The 18328-nt window shown below is 65.5% G+C and carries 18 protein-coding genes; 8 read left to right on the forward strand and 10 right to left on the reverse strand.

The features are described from left to right. Positions 1-38: 38 nt before the first annotated feature. On the reverse strand, positions 39-818 hold the full coding sequence (locus ACVMB1_RS38315; RefSeq protein WP_076825229.1) for an SDR family NAD(P)-dependent oxidoreductase: 780 nt from the start codon (positions 816-818) through the stop codon (positions 39-41). A gap of 179 nt (positions 819-997) precedes the next feature. On the opposite strand from ACVMB1_RS38315, the gene ACVMB1_RS38320 reads away from it, so the two are divergent. Together ACVMB1_RS38320 and ACVMB1_RS38325 are read left to right on the forward strand one after the other, a co-directional pair. Then, positions 998-1732: an SDR family NAD(P)-dependent oxidoreductase gene (locus ACVMB1_RS38320; RefSeq protein WP_076825228.1), complete on the forward strand. Its 735-nt coding sequence runs from the start codon at positions 998-1000 to the stop codon at positions 1730-1732. A gap of 59 nt (positions 1733-1791) precedes the next feature. Continuing rightward, positions 1792-2169, forward strand: coding sequence for a CsbD family protein (locus ACVMB1_RS38325; protein WP_050387227.1), 378 nt, complete (start codon positions 1792-1794; stop codon positions 2167-2169). Between the two features lie 203 nt (positions 2170-2372). Here ACVMB1_RS38325 and ACVMB1_RS38330 read toward each other — a convergent pair whose 3' ends face one another. After that, positions 2373-4079: an SGNH/GDSL hydrolase family protein gene (locus ACVMB1_RS38330; protein ID WP_076825226.1), complete on the reverse strand. Its 1707-nt coding sequence runs from the start codon at positions 4077-4079 to the stop codon at positions 2373-2375. A 322-nt stretch (positions 4080-4401) separates the two neighbouring features. Continuing rightward, entirely contained in the window at positions 4402-5781 is a 1380-nt protein-coding gene (locus ACVMB1_RS38335; protein WP_057016421.1) for a lytic murein transglycosylase, read from the reverse strand. Between the two features lie 224 nt (positions 5782-6005). Between ACVMB1_RS38335 and galU the strand changes: the two genes are divergently transcribed. Next, complete coding sequence (gene galU, locus ACVMB1_RS38340; RefSeq protein ID WP_028334743.1) at positions 6006-6881, forward strand: UTP--glucose-1-phosphate uridylyltransferase GalU; 876 nt, start codon at positions 6006-6008, stop codon at positions 6879-6881. Between the two features lie 260 nt (positions 6882-7141). Here the strand turns inward: galU and ACVMB1_RS38345 are convergent, their stop codons facing one another. Further along, a complete protein-coding gene (locus ACVMB1_RS38345) occupies positions 7142-8098 on the reverse strand; it encodes a hydrogen peroxide-inducible genes activator (protein ID WP_076825224.1) in 957 nt (318 codons plus the stop codon). Positions 8099-8216: 118 nt separating this feature from the next. Here ACVMB1_RS38345 and katG point away from each other — a divergent pair, with 118 nt between their 5' ends. Continuing rightward, entirely contained in the window at positions 8217-10382 is a 2166-nt protein-coding gene (gene katG / locus ACVMB1_RS38350) for a catalase/peroxidase HPI (protein WP_057016418.1), read from the forward strand. A gap of 100 nt (positions 10383-10482) precedes the next feature. Here katG and ACVMB1_RS38355 read toward each other — a convergent pair whose 3' ends face one another. From ACVMB1_RS38355 to ACVMB1_RS38365, 3 genes are all read right to left on the reverse strand, one after another. Continuing rightward, on the reverse strand, positions 10483-10683 hold the full coding sequence (locus tag ACVMB1_RS38355) for a hypothetical protein (protein WP_057016417.1): 201 nt from the start codon (positions 10681-10683) through the stop codon (positions 10483-10485). A 252-nt stretch (positions 10684-10935) separates the two neighbouring features. Further along, a complete protein-coding gene (locus ACVMB1_RS38360) occupies positions 10936-11955 on the reverse strand; it encodes an aldo/keto reductase (RefSeq protein ID WP_076825265.1) in 1020 nt (339 codons plus the stop codon). A 106-nt stretch (positions 11956-12061) separates the two neighbouring features. Beyond that, positions 12062-12487, reverse strand: a complete 426-nt coding sequence (locus ACVMB1_RS38365; protein ID WP_076825222.1) for a PaaI family thioesterase — start codon at positions 12485-12487, stop codon at positions 12062-12064. Between the two features lie 92 nt (positions 12488-12579). Between ACVMB1_RS38365 and ACVMB1_RS38370 the strand changes: the two genes are divergently transcribed. Further along, a complete protein-coding gene (locus tag ACVMB1_RS38370) occupies positions 12580-13209 on the forward strand; it encodes an NUDIX hydrolase (protein ID WP_076825220.1) in 630 nt (209 codons plus the stop codon). Positions 13210-13220: 11 nt separating this feature from the next. Here the strand turns inward: ACVMB1_RS38370 and ACVMB1_RS38375 are convergent, their stop codons facing one another. Continuing rightward, positions 13221-13466, reverse strand: coding sequence for a hypothetical protein (locus ACVMB1_RS38375; protein ID WP_229190255.1), 246 nt, complete (start codon positions 13464-13466; stop codon positions 13221-13223). 119 nt (positions 13467-13585) lie between these two features. Between ACVMB1_RS38375 and ACVMB1_RS38380 the strand changes: the two genes are divergently transcribed. Further along, a complete protein-coding gene (locus ACVMB1_RS38380; protein ID WP_076825219.1) occupies positions 13586-14782 on the forward strand; it encodes a hypothetical protein in 1197 nt (398 codons plus the stop codon). 117 nt (positions 14783-14899) lie between these two features. Here the strand turns inward: ACVMB1_RS38380 and ACVMB1_RS38385 are convergent, their stop codons facing one another. Continuing rightward, positions 14900-15199 (reverse strand): hypothetical protein, encoded by a 300-nt coding sequence (locus tag ACVMB1_RS38385; protein WP_016845604.1) that lies wholly within the window; start codon positions 15197-15199, stop codon positions 14900-14902. Positions 15200-15403: 204 nt separating this feature from the next. Between ACVMB1_RS38385 and ACVMB1_RS38390 the strand changes: the two genes are divergently transcribed. Next, a complete protein-coding gene (locus ACVMB1_RS38390) occupies positions 15404-15883 on the forward strand; it encodes a hypothetical protein (protein WP_028334752.1) in 480 nt (159 codons plus the stop codon). A 19-nt stretch (positions 15884-15902) separates the two neighbouring features. After that, the gene (locus tag ACVMB1_RS38395; RefSeq protein WP_076825217.1) at positions 15903-16799 is read left to right on the forward strand and encodes an HpcH/HpaI aldolase/citrate lyase family protein; all 897 of its coding nucleotides are present in this window, start codon (positions 15903-15905) and stop codon (positions 16797-16799) included. A gap of 20 nt (positions 16800-16819) precedes the next feature. Here ACVMB1_RS38395 and ACVMB1_RS38400 read toward each other — a convergent pair whose 3' ends face one another. Continuing rightward, positions 16820-18034 (reverse strand): EAL domain-containing response regulator, encoded by a 1215-nt coding sequence (locus ACVMB1_RS38400; protein ID WP_057016410.1) that lies wholly within the window; start codon positions 18032-18034, stop codon positions 16820-16822. Positions 18035-18328 lie beyond the last annotated feature (294 nt).

The raw sequence follows: 18328 nt of genomic DNA on the forward strand, positions 1-18328 counted from the left end.
CGCGCGCGCGCTGTCAACGCTCGCGGGCCGTGCGCGGGTCAGGCATTCCGCGCCATCAACCCGCCGTCGACCGGAATCACGGCGCCGGTCAGGAACGATGCGGCGGGCAGGCACAGGCTCAGCGTCATGTGCGCGACCTCTTCCGGATCGCCGTAACGGGCGAGCGCGGTGCGGCGCTTGGCGTAGAGCGTCTTGTGCTCCTCGGAGATGCGGTCGGTGATGGCGGTGCGGATCGGGCCCGGGCAGATGCAGTTCACGGTGATGCCCTCGCGTCCCAGTTCCACCGCGAGCGAGCGGGTCAGGCTGGTGACGCCGCCCTTGGCCGCGGAGTAGGGGCTGTGCAGCGCGGTCGCGCCGAGCGCCTCGGTCGAGGCGATGTTGACGATGCGCGGCGAGCGCGACTTGCGCAGGTATGGCAGTGCCGCGCGGATGATGCGCGGATGCGCCGTCAGCATCACCGCGATGCCCTTGGCCCAAGCGTCCTCGTACGCGGGATCGTCGATCGGCACCCGCACCGAGATGCCGGCATTGTTGACGATGATGTCGAGCCCGCCGAAATGCGCGGCGACGTCGTTGACGACTTTGGTGATGGCGTCGCGATCGCCGACGTCGAGCGTCCAGGCCTTCGCCGAGCCGCCGCTTGCCGAAATCTCCTTCGTCACCGCCTGCGTGCCTTCTTCGGTCAGGTCGGTGACCGCGACATTGGCGCCTTCATCGGCAAACACCCGCGCGGTGGCGCGGCCCATGCCGCTGGCGGCGCCGGTGACGAGAACGGTGAGGCCCTTCACCGAACGGCTGAGCTGCTTGTATTCGGACATGACGGACCCCCGTTGATTTTCTGCGTTGTGAGAGACGGCAACGCTGGCACCGATCGCAAGATACGTCAAACCACTGATCCCATATCGGCATGCGCGCAGCGCGTTAACGCAAGTTTCCCGGTTGGCTTTCCGAGAAGGATCATGCTCAACAAGACAACAGCACGAGAGAGGAACGCGCGATGAACGAGCTCGATTTCGGCGGCAAGCAAGTATTGGTGGTCGGCGGCTCCAGCGGCATCGGCAACGGCATCGCGCAGGCGTTCCGCGCCAAGGGCGCGCGCGTCGCGATCTGCGGCACCCGCGCGCAGGCGAGCGACTATTCCGCCGAGGAAGGCTCGCATCTCGAGGGCCTCGCCTACGCGCAGCTCGATGTCAGCAACCCGCAGGCGATCGAGGCCTTCAAGCCGTCGTTCGACCGGCTCGACGTGCTGGTGCTGGCGCAGGGCGCGGTGATTTACCGCCGCGGGGAATTCGAGATGGAGGGTTTTCGCAAGGTGCTCGAGGTCAACCTGATGAGCCTGATGGCCTGCGCGACCAAATTCCAGGCGATGCTGAGCGCAGCTAAGGGCTCGCTGATCATCGTGAGCTCGACCGCGGCCTATCATTCGACCATGGGCAATCCGGCCTACAACGCCTCGAAGACCGGTGCCGTCGGGCTAACGCGCACGCTCGGCGAGGCCTGGGCGGAGAACGGCATCCGGGTCAACGGCATCGCGCCCGGCCTCGTCGACACCAAGATGACCAAGGCGACGACGGCCAATCCGAAGCGTCTCGAAGGCGCGCTCGAGCGCATTCCGCTGAAGCGTCTCGGCACGCCCGCCGACATGGCCGGCGCCGCGCTGTTCCTGGCCTCGCCGCTTGCCTCCTACATCGTCGGCCAGACCATCGTCGTCGACGGCGGGTTGATCCTGTAACCGCAGGAACCTGCGCGCCGTTTCCCGGTTAGCTCCCGGACAGATCAGGGAGCGTGACGATGGACAAGGATCGGATTTTCGGAACGGCGAAGGAGTTCGCGGGCAAGGCCGAAGGCGCGGTGGGCGACGCGACCGGCGATGCGCAGACCCAGGCCTCGGGCCGCGCGCGCGAAGCCGCGGGCTCGGTGCAGGATCTCTACGGCCAGGCCAAGGACGCCGCGCGCGACGCCGCCGACACCGCGGTCAACTACGCCAAGGACGCCTATGAGCATCGCGGCGAGACCGTTCGCAGCGGACAAAAGGCGATGGCGCATGCGGTGCAGGAGAACCCGCTGGGATCGCTGCTGATCGCCGGCGGCATCGGCTTTGCGCTCGCGCTCCTGATGACGCGCCAGCCGCGCCGCCCGCCGCCGTCGCGCTGGCGCTACTACGGTTGATACCATCTCGCCCACCGTCATTGCGAGGAGCTCGCGACAAAATTGCAAAGCAATTTTGCGCTGAAGCGACGAAGCAATCCAGCCGTCCGCGCGTGCGGATCGATGGATTGCTTTGCGGAGCCTGTCATCGGGCGCGTGTTCGCGCGACCCGTTGGCTCGCAATGACGTGGATGTAGCGTCAATTCTATCGGAAGACGCGCGGCCTACTGCCACGGACTCCCCGGCACTGCGGCCCGCTGTCCGACACCGCGCGGCGGGCGCGGCGGCGGAGCGACCAACGGGCGCTGCTGCGGCGCGCCGAACCCGAACAGATCGCGCAGCCAAGGCTGTGTCTGCGGCTGCTGTTGCGGCTGGGCCTGGGTCTGGGCCGGACGGAACACGCGCCTTGGCGGCTTCGGTGCGGTGATGATCGAGCCGTCGGGCGCGATCGCCGTGGTCGAGGGCGGCGGATTGGCCGGTCCGCCCGCCGGCGCGGCGGGCGTGGTCGCGGCAACCGGCACATCGCCCTTGGCTTGCTCGCGGCCCATCTCGCGGCGCGGCCAGACGAAATCATCGGCGCGGCCGGCGGGCGGCGCCAGCGCCTCCCCCTTCACCAGCGTGCGCGCGGCGAGCGCATCGACGGCGGCGGGCCGCGAGCCCGGTCCGCCGAGCAATTGATCGGTGCCGACGGTGGAGGCGACCAGCGGCAGCACCGGGCCCGCCAGCGGCCGCGGCGCGGGCTTGCCGGGCTCCGCGCTGGTATCCGGCGTCGCGGGTTCGCTCGGCAGCGCGATCGGCCCGGAGCGCACCGCGAGCAGGCGCGTCACCTCGCGCTCGACATAATGCGCGAGCTTGCGCGCGCCGGCCTTGGTGAAGAACACGCCGTCATCGGTACGCAGCTTGCGGGGCTGGCCTTCGAAGTCCGGGCCCTTCTGCATGAAGCGGCCGGCCTCGTCGACAAAGCCGTCCCAGACGTCGACATAGGTGATGCCGGCCTTGCCGGCGCCGTCGCGATAGAGCGCGTCGAGGAACAGCATGTCCGACGTGCCCTTCTGGCCGCGGATCGCGGGCAGGCCGACCCACAGCACCGGCACGCCCTTGCTCTTCAGCACGTTGATCAGCTCCTCGATCTTCTTGCCGTAGAGCTCGACCCAGCGGTCGTCGCGGAATTCATAGAGGCCGTTGGGCGAGCGCGCTGTCTTTTCCGGCGCGGCCTGCGAGTCATTGTCGGCGTCGTCGGCCGGCGGCTCGGCCTCGACCGGCTTGCCATCAGTTTTGGCGGCGGCATCGGGCTTGTCGCCCGGCTTGGCTTCGGGCTTGCCGCGCGCGTCCTTTTTCTCGTCCTTCTTGTCGACCTTCTTCTCCACGACAGATTCGCGGATCGCGGTGCGGTCGTTGAGGCCGAGCATCACGACGATGGCGTCGGGGTTCTCGGTGGCGAGAATGCCCTTCGCGGCCGCGGCCCAATCCGCCGGATCGCCCTTGGGCTGATAGCGGATCAGGCCGGAGACCGTCTTGTGCTTGCGGATCACGCCCATGTCGGGCTGGTCGGAATAGGCATCTTCCAGGCCATAGCCGAGCCAGTCGGCCATGGCGTCGCCGATGACGAGCACGTTGCGCTCGGCGGCCGCCTCGCGCTTGGCCGGTGCCGGAGCGCGCGAGAAATCCTCGCGCGGCCGCTGCGGCTGCGATGATTGCGGTTGCTGCTGCTGGAACGGCGCGAAGAAATCGCCGCCGAACCAGCCGCCGCCGCCGTGCTGCGGCGGAGCGCGGCGCTGTGGTTGCGGCGGTCCGCCACCAAAGCCGGGGAAGCCGAAGAATTGCGCCGAGGCGGGCTGGGCGATGCCGATCAACAGCGCAAGCGCCACCGTAAGCGCGACCAGCGGACCGGCTTCGGTGAATATGCGCAAAAAGGACTTTGGCTCTCGCATCGCGTTCGGTCGCAAATGATCTGGAAGTACGTGAGCATACTAGCGGAATCGGGCCGCAAGCGGGCAGCTTTTCCACCATAAATCGGGTGCCTCCGGCCGCCGTCAAGGCAGGCGGCAAATATCGGATTTCACGGTTACTTTAGGGGTGGAGGGCCCAGCCGTCGCGGCGACGGAACCGTGCCTCCTCTCCCGCTTGCGGGAGGGGCAAGAGCCGTAGCCCGGATGGAGCGAAGCGCAATCCGGGACCAGACCAGTCGCACGGCGAGAACCCCGGATTTCGCTGCGCTGCATCCGGGCTACGGGGCAGCCTCCGGTTTCAGCCCTACCGCCCCCTGAGCCGCTCCAGCACCTCGGCGGTGGCAAAACCGTCGGCCGGTGCCCCGATCGACACCTGGAAGCCGCGCAGCGCCTCGCGGGTCTGGCCGCCGAACTGGCCGTCGGGCGTACCCTTGTAGAAGCCGCGCTGGGCCAGCAGCTGCTGTAGTTCCAGCCGCTCGGCGCGCGACAGCACCCGCTCCTGGCGCGGCCAGGGCTGCGCGAAGGGCTGGCCGCCGCGCAGGCGGTCGGCGAAATGGCCGATGGCGAGCGCATAGGCCTCGGCCGGGTTGTACTTCATGATCACCCGGAAATTCTGCAGCATCAGGAAGCCCGGCCCCTCGGCGCCGGCCGGCGCCAGCAGATAGGCCTTGTCGGACGGCCGCGGGAACGGCTGGCCGTTCGGCCGCTTGAGGCCGAGATGCTCCCATTGCGACAGCGGCATGGCCTTGGCGCGGTCGGCCAGCATGTAATTGAGGCCTTGCGGCAGCACGACCTCGTAGCCCCAGCTCGCGCCGGTCTGCCAGCCGTCCTTCTTCAGATTGTTGGCGGTCGAGGCGATCAGGTCGCTCGGATTGTCGACGACGTCGCGGCGGCCGTCGCCGTCGCCATCGACGGCATAGCGCTTGAACGCGGTCGGCATGAACTGGGTCGGGCCGAAGGCGCCGGCCCAGGAGCCGCGCATCTGCTCGGGCCTGAGGTCGCCGCGGTTGAGGATTTCCAGCGCCGACAGGAACTCGTCCTTGAAATAGGCCTGACGGCGGCCGATGCAGGCGAGCGTCGCGGTCGACTGCACCACGTTGCGATCGCCCATCTGGGTCGAGTAGTTCGACTCGATGCCCCAGATCGCCGCAATGATGTAGCGGTCGACGCCATAGGCCTTCTCGGTGGCATCGAACTGCGGCTTGTATTTCGCAAGGATCTCGCGGCCCTTGGCTAGCCTGGTGTCGCTGACCAGGATGTCGAGATAATCCCAGATCGCCTTGGTGAACTCCGGCTGCGAATCCATCAGATCCATGATGCGCAGATCGGGCGTCAGGCCGGCGGTGAAGCGCTCGAAATTCTCTTGGGTGATGTTGCGCCGTGCGGCATCTGGCCACATCGCTGCGACGCAGTTCGGGAAGTCCGACGCGGCTTGGCGGATCGCCGCTGCGGTCATCAGCGGATGGCCGGAGGCGCCGTCTTCACCGCTCCACGGCGGTGCCGCGCCGTCCTGTCCGGTTGCGGCCTGTGGCGGCGTCGCGTTCGGTCCGGAAAAGATGCTGTCGATCAGGTTGGTCAGGCCGTTGCCCGCCGACTGGGCTTGCGTGCTGCCGGGCAGCAGCAGGGCCAGCGCGATCAGGCTCGCGCCGAAAAGCTTGGTCCTTGATGTTCCCATCGCGCGCATTTGTCGTGTGCCTATCAAAATCGTGCTGTTCCAGAAGGCCCCGGCACGGTTTCCAATAACTTAACAAGGGCGAGATTTTGTTGCGGCCCGCATTTGGCTGACGGGAACGGCGGAATTAAGCCGCACCACACATCCGCCTTTGTTGGCGGCTGCAAAACGGGGTACCAAAGGCATGATTCATTTCGTGCCGCCGTCCCACCCATTTCAAGGCTTCCGATAATCCCATGAAGATCCGCAAAGCCGTATTCCCCGTCGCCGGTCTCGGTACCCGCGTGCTGCCCGCCACCAAGGCGATGCCGAAGGAGATGCTGACGATCGTCGACAAGCCCCTGATCCAGTACGTGGTCGACGAGGCCCGGGAAGCCGGCATCGAGCATTTCGTGTTCGTCACCGGCCGCAACAAGGGTGTCATCGAGGATCACTTCGACCGCATGTTCGAGCTCGACACCACGCTGGCGCAGCGCGGCAAGAAGACCGAGCAGGATATCCTGGCGCAGAACCAGCCGGAGGCCGGCGCGATGAGCTTCACCCGGCAGCAGGCGCCGCTCGGGCTCGGCCACGCGGTGTGGTGCGCGCGCGATATCATCGGCAACGAGCCGTTCGCGGTGGTGCTGCCGGACGAGCTGGTGCTGAACACGCCGGGCTGCCTCAAGCAGATGATCGATGCCGCGAGCAGGCTTGGTGACAAGTCGAACCTGATCGCGGTCGAGGCGGTGCCCGACGAACTCACCCATCAATACGGCATCTGCAGCGTCGGCAAACGCACCGGCAACATCTTCGAGGTCGACCGCATGGTCGAGAAGCCGCCGCAGGGCACCGCGCCGTCCAACCTGTCGATCACCGGCCGCTACATCCTGCAGCCCGAGATCTTCAACATCCTGGCCACGCAGGAGCGCGGCGCCGGCGGCGAGATCCAGCTCACCGATGCGATGATCGGTCTTGCGAAGACGCAGAAGTTCTACGGCGTGGAGTTCGAGGGTGAGCGCCACGATTGCGGCTCCAAGCCCGGCTTCCTCCGCGCCAACATCGCCTTCGGCCTCAAGCGCCCCGAACTGCGCGACGGCCTGATCGCCGAGATGAAGAAGTATCTGGAGAAGTAGGGGCGCCGCCTCATCTCGTCAGTCGCCGCGAGAATGCGGACGGATGATTCCCGGACCGCGCAACATATTCGATGTCGTCCTGGCGAAAGCCAGGACCCATTACCCCGACCATCAGTTGTTGAGCGAAGCTGGAGCCACGATCCCGTTCACAATCAAACGCGGTGGTTATGGGTCCTGGCTTTCGCCAGGACGACGGTTGTGGGGGTGGCGAGACGTGTGCGTCAAACGAGAACTACATCTTCGCCGCAGCGTCTCGGCAGTCACGCCACCTTCCTTCGCCCCGCGCGCTTCGCCGGCTCCTTGGCGCCGTCCTGTTTCGGCGCACGCAGGGCGCGGGCAGCGAGGCTGACGACCTCGGAGATCTGCTGGAGCTGCGCGGCAAGCGGAGAGGTCTTGCGCCAGACCATGCCGATGGTGCGCGAGGGCTGCGGGTGCTTGAAGCGCGAGACCGTGACCGGCGCCGAGCGCGTCTCCACCGTCACCGCCATCTCGGGGATCAAGGTGACGCCGATGCCGGCGCCGACCATCTGCACCAGCGTCGACAGCGAACTCGCGTCCAGCACCTCGCGCGGCGGCGAGGACTGCATGTTGCAGAACGACAATGCCTGGTCGCGGAAGCAGTGGCCCTCCTCGAGCAGCAACAGCCGCATCTCGCGCAGCATCTCGGCGCTCGGCACCGGCGTCTTGGCGTCCTCGCCCGGCCGCACCAGCAGGAAGTTTTCCGAGAACAGCGCGACCTCGGTCAGCGACGGTTCCGATACCGGCAGCGCCACGATCGCGGTGTCGAGCCGGCCCTCGGCGACTTCCTTGATCAGCTTCGGCGTCAGCGTCTCGCGGACATGGATGTCGAGCTCGGGATGCAGCCGCGCCAGGTTCTCGATCACCTTCGGCAGCAGATACGGCGCGACGGTCGGGATCATGCCGACCCGCAGCCGCCCGGCAAGCTTGTCGCGCGAGGCGCGCGCGAAGTCGCCGAGCTCATCGACCGAGCGCAGGATGTCGCGCACGCGGCGCAGCAGGTCCTCGCCGAAGGTCGTCAGCGTCACCTGCCGCGCATTGCGTTCGATCAGCACGCCGCCGACCGCCTGTTCCATTTCGCGGATCTGCATCGACAGCGCCGGCTGCGACACCGCGCAGGCATCCGCGGCGCGCCCGAAATGGCGGTGGTGGGCCAGAGCATCAAAATACCTGAGTTGCCGGAGTGTGACATTTATCATCAGATAATCTTATCGACGCGATCACTAAAGTCAATTTCCTCTGATGGATTGGGTTGCGTAGAATCGTTCTTGGAAGAGCTCCAGCGCATTCCAGAATCCATCACCTCGGAGAAGAAACATGGACGCAAAAACCGACGAAGGCGCGGGCAAATGCCCATTCACAGGCGGGCCTCGCGGGCACTCGAATCGTGACTGGTGGCCGGAGACGCTCGACGTTCAGGTGCTGCATCGCAACTCCAGCCTGTCCGATCCGATGGGCAAGGGCTTCGACTACGCCAAGGAATTCAAGAGCCTCGATCTCAACGCCGTGATCAAGGACCTCACGGCCCTGATGACGACGTCGCAAGAATGGTGGCCGGCCGACTTCGGCCATTACGGCGGCCTGATGATCCGCATGGCCTGGCACTCGGCGGGCACCTATCGCATCACCGACGGCCGCGGCGGCGCCGGTGCCGGTCAGCAGCGTTTCGCCCCGCTCAACAGCTGGCCTGACAACGCCAACCTCGACAAGGCGCGCCGGCTGCTGTGGCCGATCAAGCAGAAGTACGGCCGCAAGATCTCGTGGGCCGACCTGATGGTCCTCGCCGGCAACGTCGCGCTGGAATCGATGGGCTTCAAGACGTTTGGTTTTGCGGGTGGCCGCGCCGACGTGTGGGAGCCGGAAGAGCTGTACTGGGGTCCGGAAGGCACCTGGCTCGGCGACGAGCGCTACAGCGGCGAGCGCCAGCTCTCCGAGCCGCTCGGCGCGGTGCAGATGGGCCTGATCTACGTCAACCCGGAAGGTCCGAACGGCAATCCGGACCCGGTCGCCGCCGCGAAGGACATCCGCGAGACGTTCTTCCGCATGGCGATGAACGACGAGGAGACCGTCGCGCTGATTGCCGGTGGCCACACCTTCGGCAAGACCCACGGTGCGGGCGATCCATCGTTGATCGGTCCGGAGCCGGAAGGTGGCGCGATCGAGGATCAGGGTCTCGGCTGGAAGAGCAAGTTCGGCACCGGCGTCGGCGCTGACGCGATCACCGGCGGTCCCGAGGTCACCTGGACCCAGACCCCGACCAAGTGGAGCAACCACTTCTTCGAGAACCTGTTCAAGTACGAATGGGAGCTGACGAAGAGCCCGGCGGGTGCGAAGCAGTGGAAGGCAAAGGGCGCGGACGCCGTCATTCCGGACGCGTTCGATCCGTCGAAGAAGCATGTCCCGACGATGCTGACCACCGACCTGTCGCTGCGCTTCGATCCGGCCTATGAGAAGATCTCGCGCCGGTTCTATGAGCATCCGGATCAGTTCGCGGACGCCTTCGCCCGCGCCTGGTTCAAGCTCACGCACCGCGACATGGGTCCGATCCAGCGCTACCTCGGCCCGCTGGTGCCGAAGGAAACGCTGATCTGGCAGGACCCGGTGCCGGCGCTCGATCACGCCGTGATCGACGACAAGGATATCGAGGTGCTCAAGGCGAAGATCCTCGCCTCGGGTCTGTCGGTGTCCGAACTGGTGTCGACCGCCTGGGCCTCGGCCTCGACGTTCCGCGGCTCCGACAAGCGCGGCGGTGCCAATGGTGCACGCATCCGCCTTGCGCCGCAGAAGGACTGGGATGTCAACGAGCCGGCGCAGCTCAAGGGTGTTCTGAGCAAGCTCGAAGCCATCCAGAAGGAGTTCGGCAAGAAGGTCTCGCTGGCCGATTTGATCGTGCTCGGCGGCGCCGCTGCGATCGAGAAGGCGGCCAAGGACGGCGGCACCAATGTGAAGGTGCCCTTCACGCCGGGCCGCACCGATGCGACGCAGGACCAGACCGACGTCGAGTCCTTCGCTCCGCTCGAGCCGCGGGCTGACGGCTTCCGCAACTATATCGGCGGCAAGCATCAGTTCCTGCAGCCCGAGGAGGCGTTGGTCGACCGTGCGCAACTCCTGCGGCTGACCGGACCGGAACTGACGGTCCTCGTCGGCGGCCTGCGCGTGCTCGGCGCCAATGCCAAGAAGTCGAAGCACGGCGTCTTCACCGGCAAGCCGGGGACGCTCACCAACGACTTCTTCCTCAACTTGCTCGACATGGGCACGGTGTGGAGCGATGCCGGCCAGGGCGTCTATGAGGGCCGCGACCGCAAGACCAAGGCGGTGAAGTGGACCGGCACCCGCGTCGATCTGATCTTCGGCTCGCACTCGCAGCTGCGGGCGTTCGCCGAGGTCTACGGCCAGTCCGACTCCAAGGAGCAGTTCGTGAAGGACTTCGTCGCGGCCTGGACCAAGGTGATGAACGCCGACCGCTTCGACCTCGTGAAGTAAGCGGCAAGCAAACGGCAATCAGGGCAGGGCGGCGCTTCGGCGCCGCCCTGTTTCATTTGGGGGACGATGCGGAAGGATTTTCGCGGTTTGCCGATCCCGTTCAATCATGCAGCTTCATGTCGCGGATCATCTCCTCGAACTCCGCCTGCGTCGGGGTCGCCAGCGAGGCCTGCGGCGCGCTGCTCGTCGCGGTGGATACGTCGCACTGCGAGGCACCGCGCGAAGGTTCAAAGATTGCGGTCAGGCTCGCCCAGCAGACGAGGAGGGCCACGATCCAGTCCAGTACATTGGATGCCGTCATTGCAGCACCAGCATCAGCATTTCCATGCCCTGATGCTGCAGCCGACTCGGGCTTCGCGCAATTCGGAAGCTACGAAACGTAACTTCGGCGTTGCCGAGCGGGTTATCCGTACCGAGCGAGTGCAACACACCGTCATTGCGAGGAGCGTCAGCGACGACGCAATCCATTTCTCCGCTTGCGGCACGATGGATTGCTTCGCTCCGCTCGCAATGACGGCGGGCGGAGCGCAAAACTAAAATTGTGACGCTGCCGCTACAGCGACGATCCGCTCCGCGCGCGGCGCCCCTCGATCGGATAGGCGGGGTCGTTGAAGCCCGGCGTCGAGGGATGGCCGGTGACGACGAGGCGGTCGATCAGAGCTTCGTCCTCGGCGGTGAAGCGATAGTCGAGCGCGCGGATGTAGTCGTCCCATTGCGCTTCGGTGCGCGGCCCCGCGATCACGGCGCTGACGAACGACGAGTTCAGTACCCAGGACACCGCGAACTGCCCGGCGGTGATGCCTTTGCTCTCGGCGTGGCGCTTGATTTCCTGCGCGAGCTCGAGCGATTCCGGCCGCCACTCGGTCTGCATCATGCGCTTGTCGTTGCGCCCCGCACGCGTGTCCGCGGGTGGCGCCGCGTCGGGCGCGTATTTGCCGGTAAGCACGCCGCGCGCCAGCGGGCTATAGGGCACGATGCCGAGCCCGTAATAGGCGCAGGCCGGGAAATGCTCGACCTCCGGCATCCGGTTCATCGCATTGTAATAGGGCTGGCTCGCGACCGGACGGTCGATGCCGAGCCGGTCGCAGATGTTGCAGATCTCGGCGACGCGCCAGGCGCGGTAGTTGGAGACGCCGAAATAGCGCACCTTGCCGGCGCGGATCAGGTCGCCCATCGCGCGCACCGTCTCGTCGAGCGGCGTCGCGTGGTCTTCCTTGTGCAGATAGTAGACGTCGATGTAGTCGGTGCCGAGCCGCTTCAGGCTCTCGTCGGCGGCCTGGAACACCCAGCGACGCGACAGCCCGCCGTGGTTAGGATCGTCGCCGATTGGATTGGCGAGTTTTGTCGCGAGCACCCAGTTCGACCGGCTGTTCGAGATCGCGCGTCCGACGACCTCCTCGGACTTGCCGCCATTATAGGCGTCGGCGCTGTCGATGAAGTTGATGCCGGCCTCGCGCGCCTTCGCCACGATCCGCGCCGAGGTCGCCTCGTCGGTCGGTCCGCCGAACATCATGGTGCCGAGGCAAATCGGCGAGACCTTCAGGCCGCTGCGGCCGAGCTGGCGATATTGCATCGGACTTTCCTTTCCTGCGGTCATTCCGGGGCGATGCGCAAGCATCGAGCCCGGAATCTCGAGATTCCGGGTCTGGTCCTTCGGACCATCCCGGAATGACAAAGGATCAACTCTCGTTCTTCAAAATCTTGAACACGCCGTTGGCCATCGCGATACAGCGCTTGTCGACGGTTACCTCGGCCGTGATGAAGATCAGGCTGCGGGTCGAGCGTACCACGCGCGGCCGCGTCGTCAGGATCTCGCCGATCTTGCCGGCCTCGACGAAATGGGTGTCGAGCTGCACGGTTGCAAGCGTCGGCTTGCCCGAGACGTAGCGTGCGGCCATGCCGCAGGCGCGGTCGGCGAAGGTCATGATCACGCCGCCCTGCACGAGGCCGCGGCGATTGTGGTGCTTGTCTTCGGTGATCAGCGCGAGTTCAAGCGCGCCGTCCTTCAACCGTTCCCACAACGGGCCGATCAGGTTCAGGAATCCCGTGGTTTCGGCGATCTTCCAGCCGTCGGATTTGAGTTTGTCCGCGGCCTTGGCCGTCATGAGGTGGGGTCCGTTGCTTGCTGATGATTGATCGCAGGAGGCATGTGGTAGCAGTCATTTCATCAAACGCTGTTGTGTTGTAGTCAAGGTCAATGGCCCGCACATTTGACGATGCCACCCGGCGGAATATCGCAGAGCTCTGTGCCGCATTCGCACGCCTGGCGCCGGCGGACGCCGCGCCGACGTTGAAGCGCGCGGCGGTCGCGATCGCGCTGACCGAAGGCGGCGACGGCAGCGGCACGGCCTTCCTGCTGACCCGCCGCAGCGCGCGCCTGCGCGCCCATAGCGCGCAATGGGCGCTGCCGGGCGGGCGCTGCGATGCCGGCGAGACGCAGGTCGAGGCCGCGCTGCGCGAACTGCATGAGGAGCTCGGGCTCGCACTGTCGGAGCGCGACGTGCTCGGCATGCTCGACGATTATCCGACGCGGTCCGGCTATCTGATCACGCCGGTCGTGGTCTGGGCCGGTGCGCATGCAGCGATCCTCCCGAACCCGGACGAGGTCGCCTCCGTCCATCGCATCGGCCTCGATGCGATCGAGCTGGAGGACGCGTTCAGCTTCGCCACGATCCCTGAAAGCTCGCGCCGCGTGATCCGCTTCCGCCTCGGTGGCCAGCAGATCCATGCGCCGACCGCCGCGCTGATCTATCAATTTCGCGAGGTGCTGGCCGGCCGCAACACCCGCGTCGCCGAACTGGAGCAGCCTGTGTTCGCGTGGAAGTAGCGACGATGATGCTATTTGTGACGCCGCTTGCGGGCGTTCATCTTTATTGATTTCCCCTGCGCACCAGACGAATGCGCCGCGGCCTCGGGTTCCTGAGGCGCCCGCGACACATTCTCGTAACAGGTGAAGCGTGAACGCGTATCCGGAAACGTTCCGCAGTCCGGACGCTCGGCGCGCGCCGATGCGGCGAGCGTCAACGCGCAGGCGGCGACGAGCCAGAGTGCCATTCTCATCGCAATCTCCAGGGCTTTCTCCAAGGCTTTCGTTCGGAGAACACCGCATTGTGGCGAATATTCTGCATCGATCGCGGCATCCGGCCGCTGCGATCCGGACAATTCCGGGCTGACTTCGCGGCCGTGCTTGCTACAACGAGGCCATGCGCCCGCAATTGATTCGCCTGTGCCCTGGATTTGTCGCGCTCGCGCTCGCCGCCGGCGCGCCGTCCGTTTTTGCCGGCGAGGCCGACGCGCTGCCGCCTTCCGTCGCCAATGCGATGGCGCAGGCATCGCCGCAGGCGATCATGGAGTATCGCCGCAAGCTGCAGGAATATCAGGAGGCGCGCGCCGCCTTCGAGCAGGACGCGAGCGCCTATTGGAACGCGATCGCCGAGAAGAGGCGCGGCCGCAATGCCAAGCGGCGCGACCGCGTGCAGATCTCGCTGGACGATTACGTGCTGCAGCAGCCGCCGGTCTATGAGGGTCCGAAGCGGCCGGTCAATCCGGCTCCGGAAGAGGAGGAAGGCAAGCCGCCGCGTCCGCCCAAGACGCTTCCGGTGGCCTCCGATCTGGTCAGGGCGGCGGCCGAGCAATTCCAGTTCACGCCGCAGCGGCCGGCCAGCGAGGTCGAGTTCAAGCGCGCCTATGCGCGCTACGCGCGCGCCGCGGGGCTGACGCCGGAACAGGCGGTGCGGGTCTATTCGTTCGAGACCGGCGGCACCGGCACTTACGACGTACAGGCGGGCATCGAGCACGGCGGCAAGCGCGCCATCTCCACCGCGATGGGCTACAACCAGCTGCTCACCACCAACACCGTCGAGCTATTGGCCGAGCAGGGCCATGAATTCGTGCGGGATCTGACCGAGCGGGTTGCGAGGACGCAGGGGCCCGCGCGCAAGGCGATGGAGCACAAGCTCGCGGTGCTGAAGAAGATGGTCGCGTTCACCCGCACCGTGCCCGACGACTGGTCGGCGCATGCGCGCCTCGCCGATACGCCGCAGGGCTGGGCGTGCCATGCCATGGTGCTCGACATCGATGTCGGCCCGATGCTGCAGACCCACAAGCTGCTGACCTCGGTGATCTTCGCCCGCAACAAGGGCTACAGCCGGCCGCTGACCGCGGCCGAGCTCGAGATGATGAACCTGACCGGCGACGGCACCGGGCTCGACATGGTGACCATGCCGCAGGCGATGCGCGAGCAGGTGCCGACCGCGAACTTCTTCCAGCGCTCCGGCTACGAGCGCAACCCGGTCGCCATCCGCCACAACACGGTGGCCAGGCTGCTTGCCGTCACCAATGAGCGGATGGACTTCAACAGCAACAAGCCGGGCGCGAAGGAATTGGCCGCGGCGTTCTGATACCTGCCGAAAACCGCTAGGGCATTTTCGGTTCTGATTGAATCAGAACCGAAGCCCTAGACTCTTCTTGACGCGTTTTCTTGACGCGAACCGGCGTCCACTTCGCTCGAAAACGCTCTAATTCGAGCCGAACTTGAACTTGCCGTCGCCCTCGAGATAGGGCCCGGAGCGCATGTAGAGCTGGCCGTTCTGGCCGATGAAGAACAGCGTCCCCTTCGGCACCTTCTTGGCGCCCTTCAGCAGCGTGCCGGCGTTGTTGGTGCCCATCTTGTAGGACCAGGTCTTGCCGTCCTTGTCATAGGCGTAGCCCATGTCGGGCTTCAGTTCCCAGGGCGCAGCCTCCTGCGCGAATGCGCAGGTCGTCAGCGCGGCAAACGCCGCAGTCGCAATAAAAGTCTTGGTCAAAAAATGCGTCATGATCCACCTCCGGCCGAGAAAACGGCGTCGTCCCCACGTTTTTGAACAAATCACGAACGATGTTCGCGCGTCAATACGACAATCGGCGCGACCGCTCGCCGGATCGGCGACTTTGTGAATTCCCGCATCAAGCTTGGCGACTATTTTCGCGTTACCGTTTACAAACGCTTTGATTGCCGGAAACACGACCTTGGGATGATCAGGATGAACCACGTCATGAAGATCGGAATCGGTGTCGCTCTGTCGTTCATGACGCTGGCGTCAGTCGCGCAGGCGGACGAGTTCAGGCTCTCCAACAACCAGCGGATCTCCTGCAGCCGCGGCCTGTCCGCCGGCAAGCTCAATACCGCGACCTGCAAGTCCTACGCCTATCTGTTCAATGCCAAGACCTCGGAATATTTCCGCTGCCAGGTCTCGCTGGCGCTGACGCGGGACAACAAGGAGGTCATCAACGTGCAGGCCGACGGCGGCTGCACCAAGAAGCCGCGCATTTTCGAGACCGACGGCAATTACACGTTCGATGCCACCGAGACCGAGCCGCCGAACACCAACTCGTTCTTCGGTCCCGGCGGCTATGCGATCTGGGCGAACGACGTCAACACCCAGAAGATCCGCGGCTGCATCACCATCTCGTCCGGCCTCGGCTCCGACATCTCGAAATGCCTCGACATGACGTTCCAGTGACGTCGGCGCGGGCCGCGTGATGCGCAAGCTGCGCCCGGCCCCGCTGTGCCGCTCCTGGCTGTTTCTCGAAGGCGCCAACGAGGACGTGCTGCAGCACGCGGCCGCCAGCGGCGCCGACGTGCTGATCCACGAGCTCGAGGATTTTACCCCGCCGCCGCTGCGCCCGAAGGCGCGGGCCTTGGCGGCCGAGCTCTACGCCGCCTGGCGCGACCAGGGCGTGATGGTCGCGGTCCGCGTCAATCCGCTGGACCAGGACGGCATGGACGATCTCGCCGCCGTGATGCGCGGACGTCCGGATATCGTCGCGCTGCCGAAGGTCGCCGAGCCGCACCATGTCGTCAGGCTTGACGAGGCGGTGACGCGGTTCGAGCGCGACTGCGGTATCGCCGAGGGATCGACATCGCTGCTGCCGAATATCGAGTTCGCGCGCGGTCTGGTGCAGACCGGTGCGATCGCCATGGCGAGCCGGCGCGTCATCGGTTGCCTGATGGCCTCCGAAGACCTCGCCGCCGATCTTGGTGCCGAGCGCGGCAGCGATGGCCTGGAGCTCGCTTACGCGCGGCAGCGCTTCATCGTCGAATGTCGTGCCGCTGATGTCGTCGCGGTCGATTGTCCCTACACCTGGAGCGACGCTGAAGGCGTCGAACGCGACACGATCTGGGCGCGGCGGCTGGGTTACGCCGCAAAGAGCCTGGTCGATCCCGCGCATGCCTCGATCGTCAACGGGGTCCTGACGCCGGGCGAGGAGGAGATGCGCCGGGCGGGCAGGATCGTCGCGGCGTTCGAAGCGGCGCGGACAAAGGGCTTTGGGCGCGTCGAACTTGACGGCTCGCTGCTCGAGGTGCCGACCTATTCCAATGCAAAACGCCTGATCGCGCGCGGCGAAGCGCTGCGCGCGATCGATCGCGACACATGAGCCTGACCAGAGGCGATGCCTCAGGAGGCTGGCTCTTTCTCAGAGAAATGCATGCGTGAGCGGGCGAACTTCTTGACGCCCATCGGCTTGCCGAACAGGTAGCCCTGGACCTGATCGAAATCCATTTCGTGCGCGGCGAGAAAGTCCGCACGCGTCTCGACTCCCTGGGCCACGACCTGCGCGTCGTTGTCGTGGGCCAGCTCCACGACACGCCGGCACACCGTCTGCTTCAGGCGCTGATCCGCGCAGCCGGTGACGAATTGATGGTCGACCTTGAGCTGGACGAACGGAAAGTTCGGCAGTCCCAGCAAAGACGGCCAGTTCGCGCCGACATTGTCGATCGAGATGCCGATATTGTGCAGTCGAACGCGCCGGGCGACATCGATCGCCAGATCCAGATTGTCGACCACCTCGGTGCTGTCGATCTCGATCAAGAGGCCCGCGAAGGCCGCATGATCCGGCATCCGGTAACAGAGCTCGCGCACGGCATGATCGTCGGCGAGGAAGGAGATCGGCAGATTGATCGAGAGATTGACCGGCCCGATCTGCTCGATGAGATAGCGCCAGTCCTCGATTGCGCGCTCGATCACGAACTCGGACAGCGCATGAAAATGCGGATCGCTTTCGTCCGGGATGAAGTAGGCCGGCGGCACGACGCCCCAGGCAGGGTGGCGCATCCGGATCAGCGCCTCGGCGCCGCTCGGGACCAGCGTCCGGAGATGAATTTTCTGCTGATACCACAGCTCGAGCCAGCCGGCCTTCAGCGCTTCGGGCACGTCCACCGCCGGGCTCGGCGCGGGTTCAAGCGGCATCAACGACGCAAGACTGTCGCGAAGGGTCCCGGCGCTGAACGGCGTCGACAGCGCCGGCAGCATGGCGATGCCGTACTCGTCGCCGATTTGCCGGACCGCCTTGACGATGATCGAGTCCGGCTGCCCGATGACGAGGACCTTGCCGCCATAGTCCTTTCTCACCAAAGTCTCGAGAATTTTACTGACTTCGATGCCGTCCACGGACACGCCGAGCACCAGGAGATCGGGCCGTTCCGCGTCCAGAACGGTGTCGAGTTCCAAAGCCTGGCTGCATTCACTGGTGATGAAGCCGAGGTCTTCCAGCGCCTCGGCGAGGAAGGTCCGAAGGTGTTTTTTGCTGTCCGCAATGCATGCGCGTGGGGTCAGCTTGCGATGTCCGAACCAGCCGGCTCGCGTGCGTTCGATGTGACTGATGTGATTCATGCCCCGCCTTGTCCGTAGTTACCCCGGCTTGACTCGTACATCCTAGAGCGGCGGCAATCATGGAAATTTCTGGATCATACATTGATTGCCCCGCTAACCTTAAAGGATTCAATTCGATTCAAATGGCGCTGGAATCGCGGCGTCTCACCGCTGTTACACCTGCAACAAATGCGTCATCTGACATTCATGAGCGCGATCGCGTCCCGACTTTGCACATCGGCAGAAACACTGTGCGCGTGTGTCATCGAGAGACGGCGTTAATGACTGTGTTGTCGCGTCGACGCCGACGCGGAA

This window comes from Bradyrhizobium sp. USDA 4504, from assembly GCF_054063995.1.

Bases quoted from the DNA above. Each gene is read 5' to 3' on its own strand.
- galU (WP_028334743.1), top strand. From the start codon at position 6,006: ATGAAGATCCGCAAAGCCGTATTCCCCGTCGCCGGTCTCGGTACCCGC.
- ACVMB1_RS38365 (WP_076825222.1), bottom strand. From the start codon at position 12,487: ATGACGGCCAAGGCCGCGGACAAACTCAAATCCGACGGCTGGAAGATC.
- ACVMB1_RS38360 (WP_076825265.1), bottom strand. From the start codon at position 11,955: ATGCAATATCGCCAGCTCGGCCGCAGCGGCCTGAAGGTCTCGCCGATT.
- ACVMB1_RS38385 (WP_016845604.1), bottom strand. From the start codon at position 15,199: ATGACGCATTTTTTGACCAAGACTTTTATTGCGACTGCGGCGTTTGCC.
- ACVMB1_RS38370 (WP_076825220.1), top strand. From the start codon at position 12,580: ATGGCCCGCACATTTGACGATGCCACCCGGCGGAATATCGCAGAGCTC.
- ACVMB1_RS38345 (WP_076825224.1), bottom strand. From the start codon at position 8,098: ATGATAAATGTCACACTCCGGCAACTCAGGTATTTTGATGCTCTGGCC.
- katG (WP_057016418.1), top strand. From the start codon at position 8,217: ATGGACGCAAAAACCGACGAAGGCGCGGGCAAATGCCCATTCACAGGC.
- ACVMB1_RS38400 (WP_057016410.1), bottom strand. From the start codon at position 18,034: ATGAATCACATCAGTCACATCGAACGCACGCGAGCCGGCTGGTTCGGA.
- ACVMB1_RS38395 (WP_076825217.1), top strand. From the start codon at position 15,903: ATGCGCAAGCTGCGCCCGGCCCCGCTGTGCCGCTCCTGGCTGTTTCTC.
- ACVMB1_RS38330 (WP_076825226.1), bottom strand. From the start codon at position 4,079: ATGCGAGAGCCAAAGTCCTTTTTGCGCATATTCACCGAAGCCGGTCCG.
- ACVMB1_RS38320 (WP_076825228.1), top strand. From the start codon at position 998: ATGAACGAGCTCGATTTCGGCGGCAAGCAAGTATTGGTGGTCGGCGGC.
- ACVMB1_RS38380 (WP_076825219.1), top strand. From the start codon at position 13,586: ATGCGCCCGCAATTGATTCGCCTGTGCCCTGGATTTGTCGCGCTCGCG.
- ACVMB1_RS38390 (WP_028334752.1), top strand. From the start codon at position 15,404: ATGAACCACGTCATGAAGATCGGAATCGGTGTCGCTCTGTCGTTCATG.
- ACVMB1_RS38315 (WP_076825229.1), bottom strand. From the start codon at position 818: ATGTCCGAATACAAGCAGCTCAGCCGTTCGGTGAAGGGCCTCACCGTT.
- ACVMB1_RS38355 (WP_057016417.1), bottom strand. From the start codon at position 10,683: ATGACGGCATCCAATGTACTGGACTGGATCGTGGCCCTCCTCGTCTGC.
- ACVMB1_RS38325 (WP_050387227.1), top strand. From the start codon at position 1,792: ATGGACAAGGATCGGATTTTCGGAACGGCGAAGGAGTTCGCGGGCAAG.
- ACVMB1_RS38335 (WP_057016421.1), bottom strand. From the start codon at position 5,781: ATGCGCGCGATGGGAACATCAAGGACCAAGCTTTTCGGCGCGAGCCTG.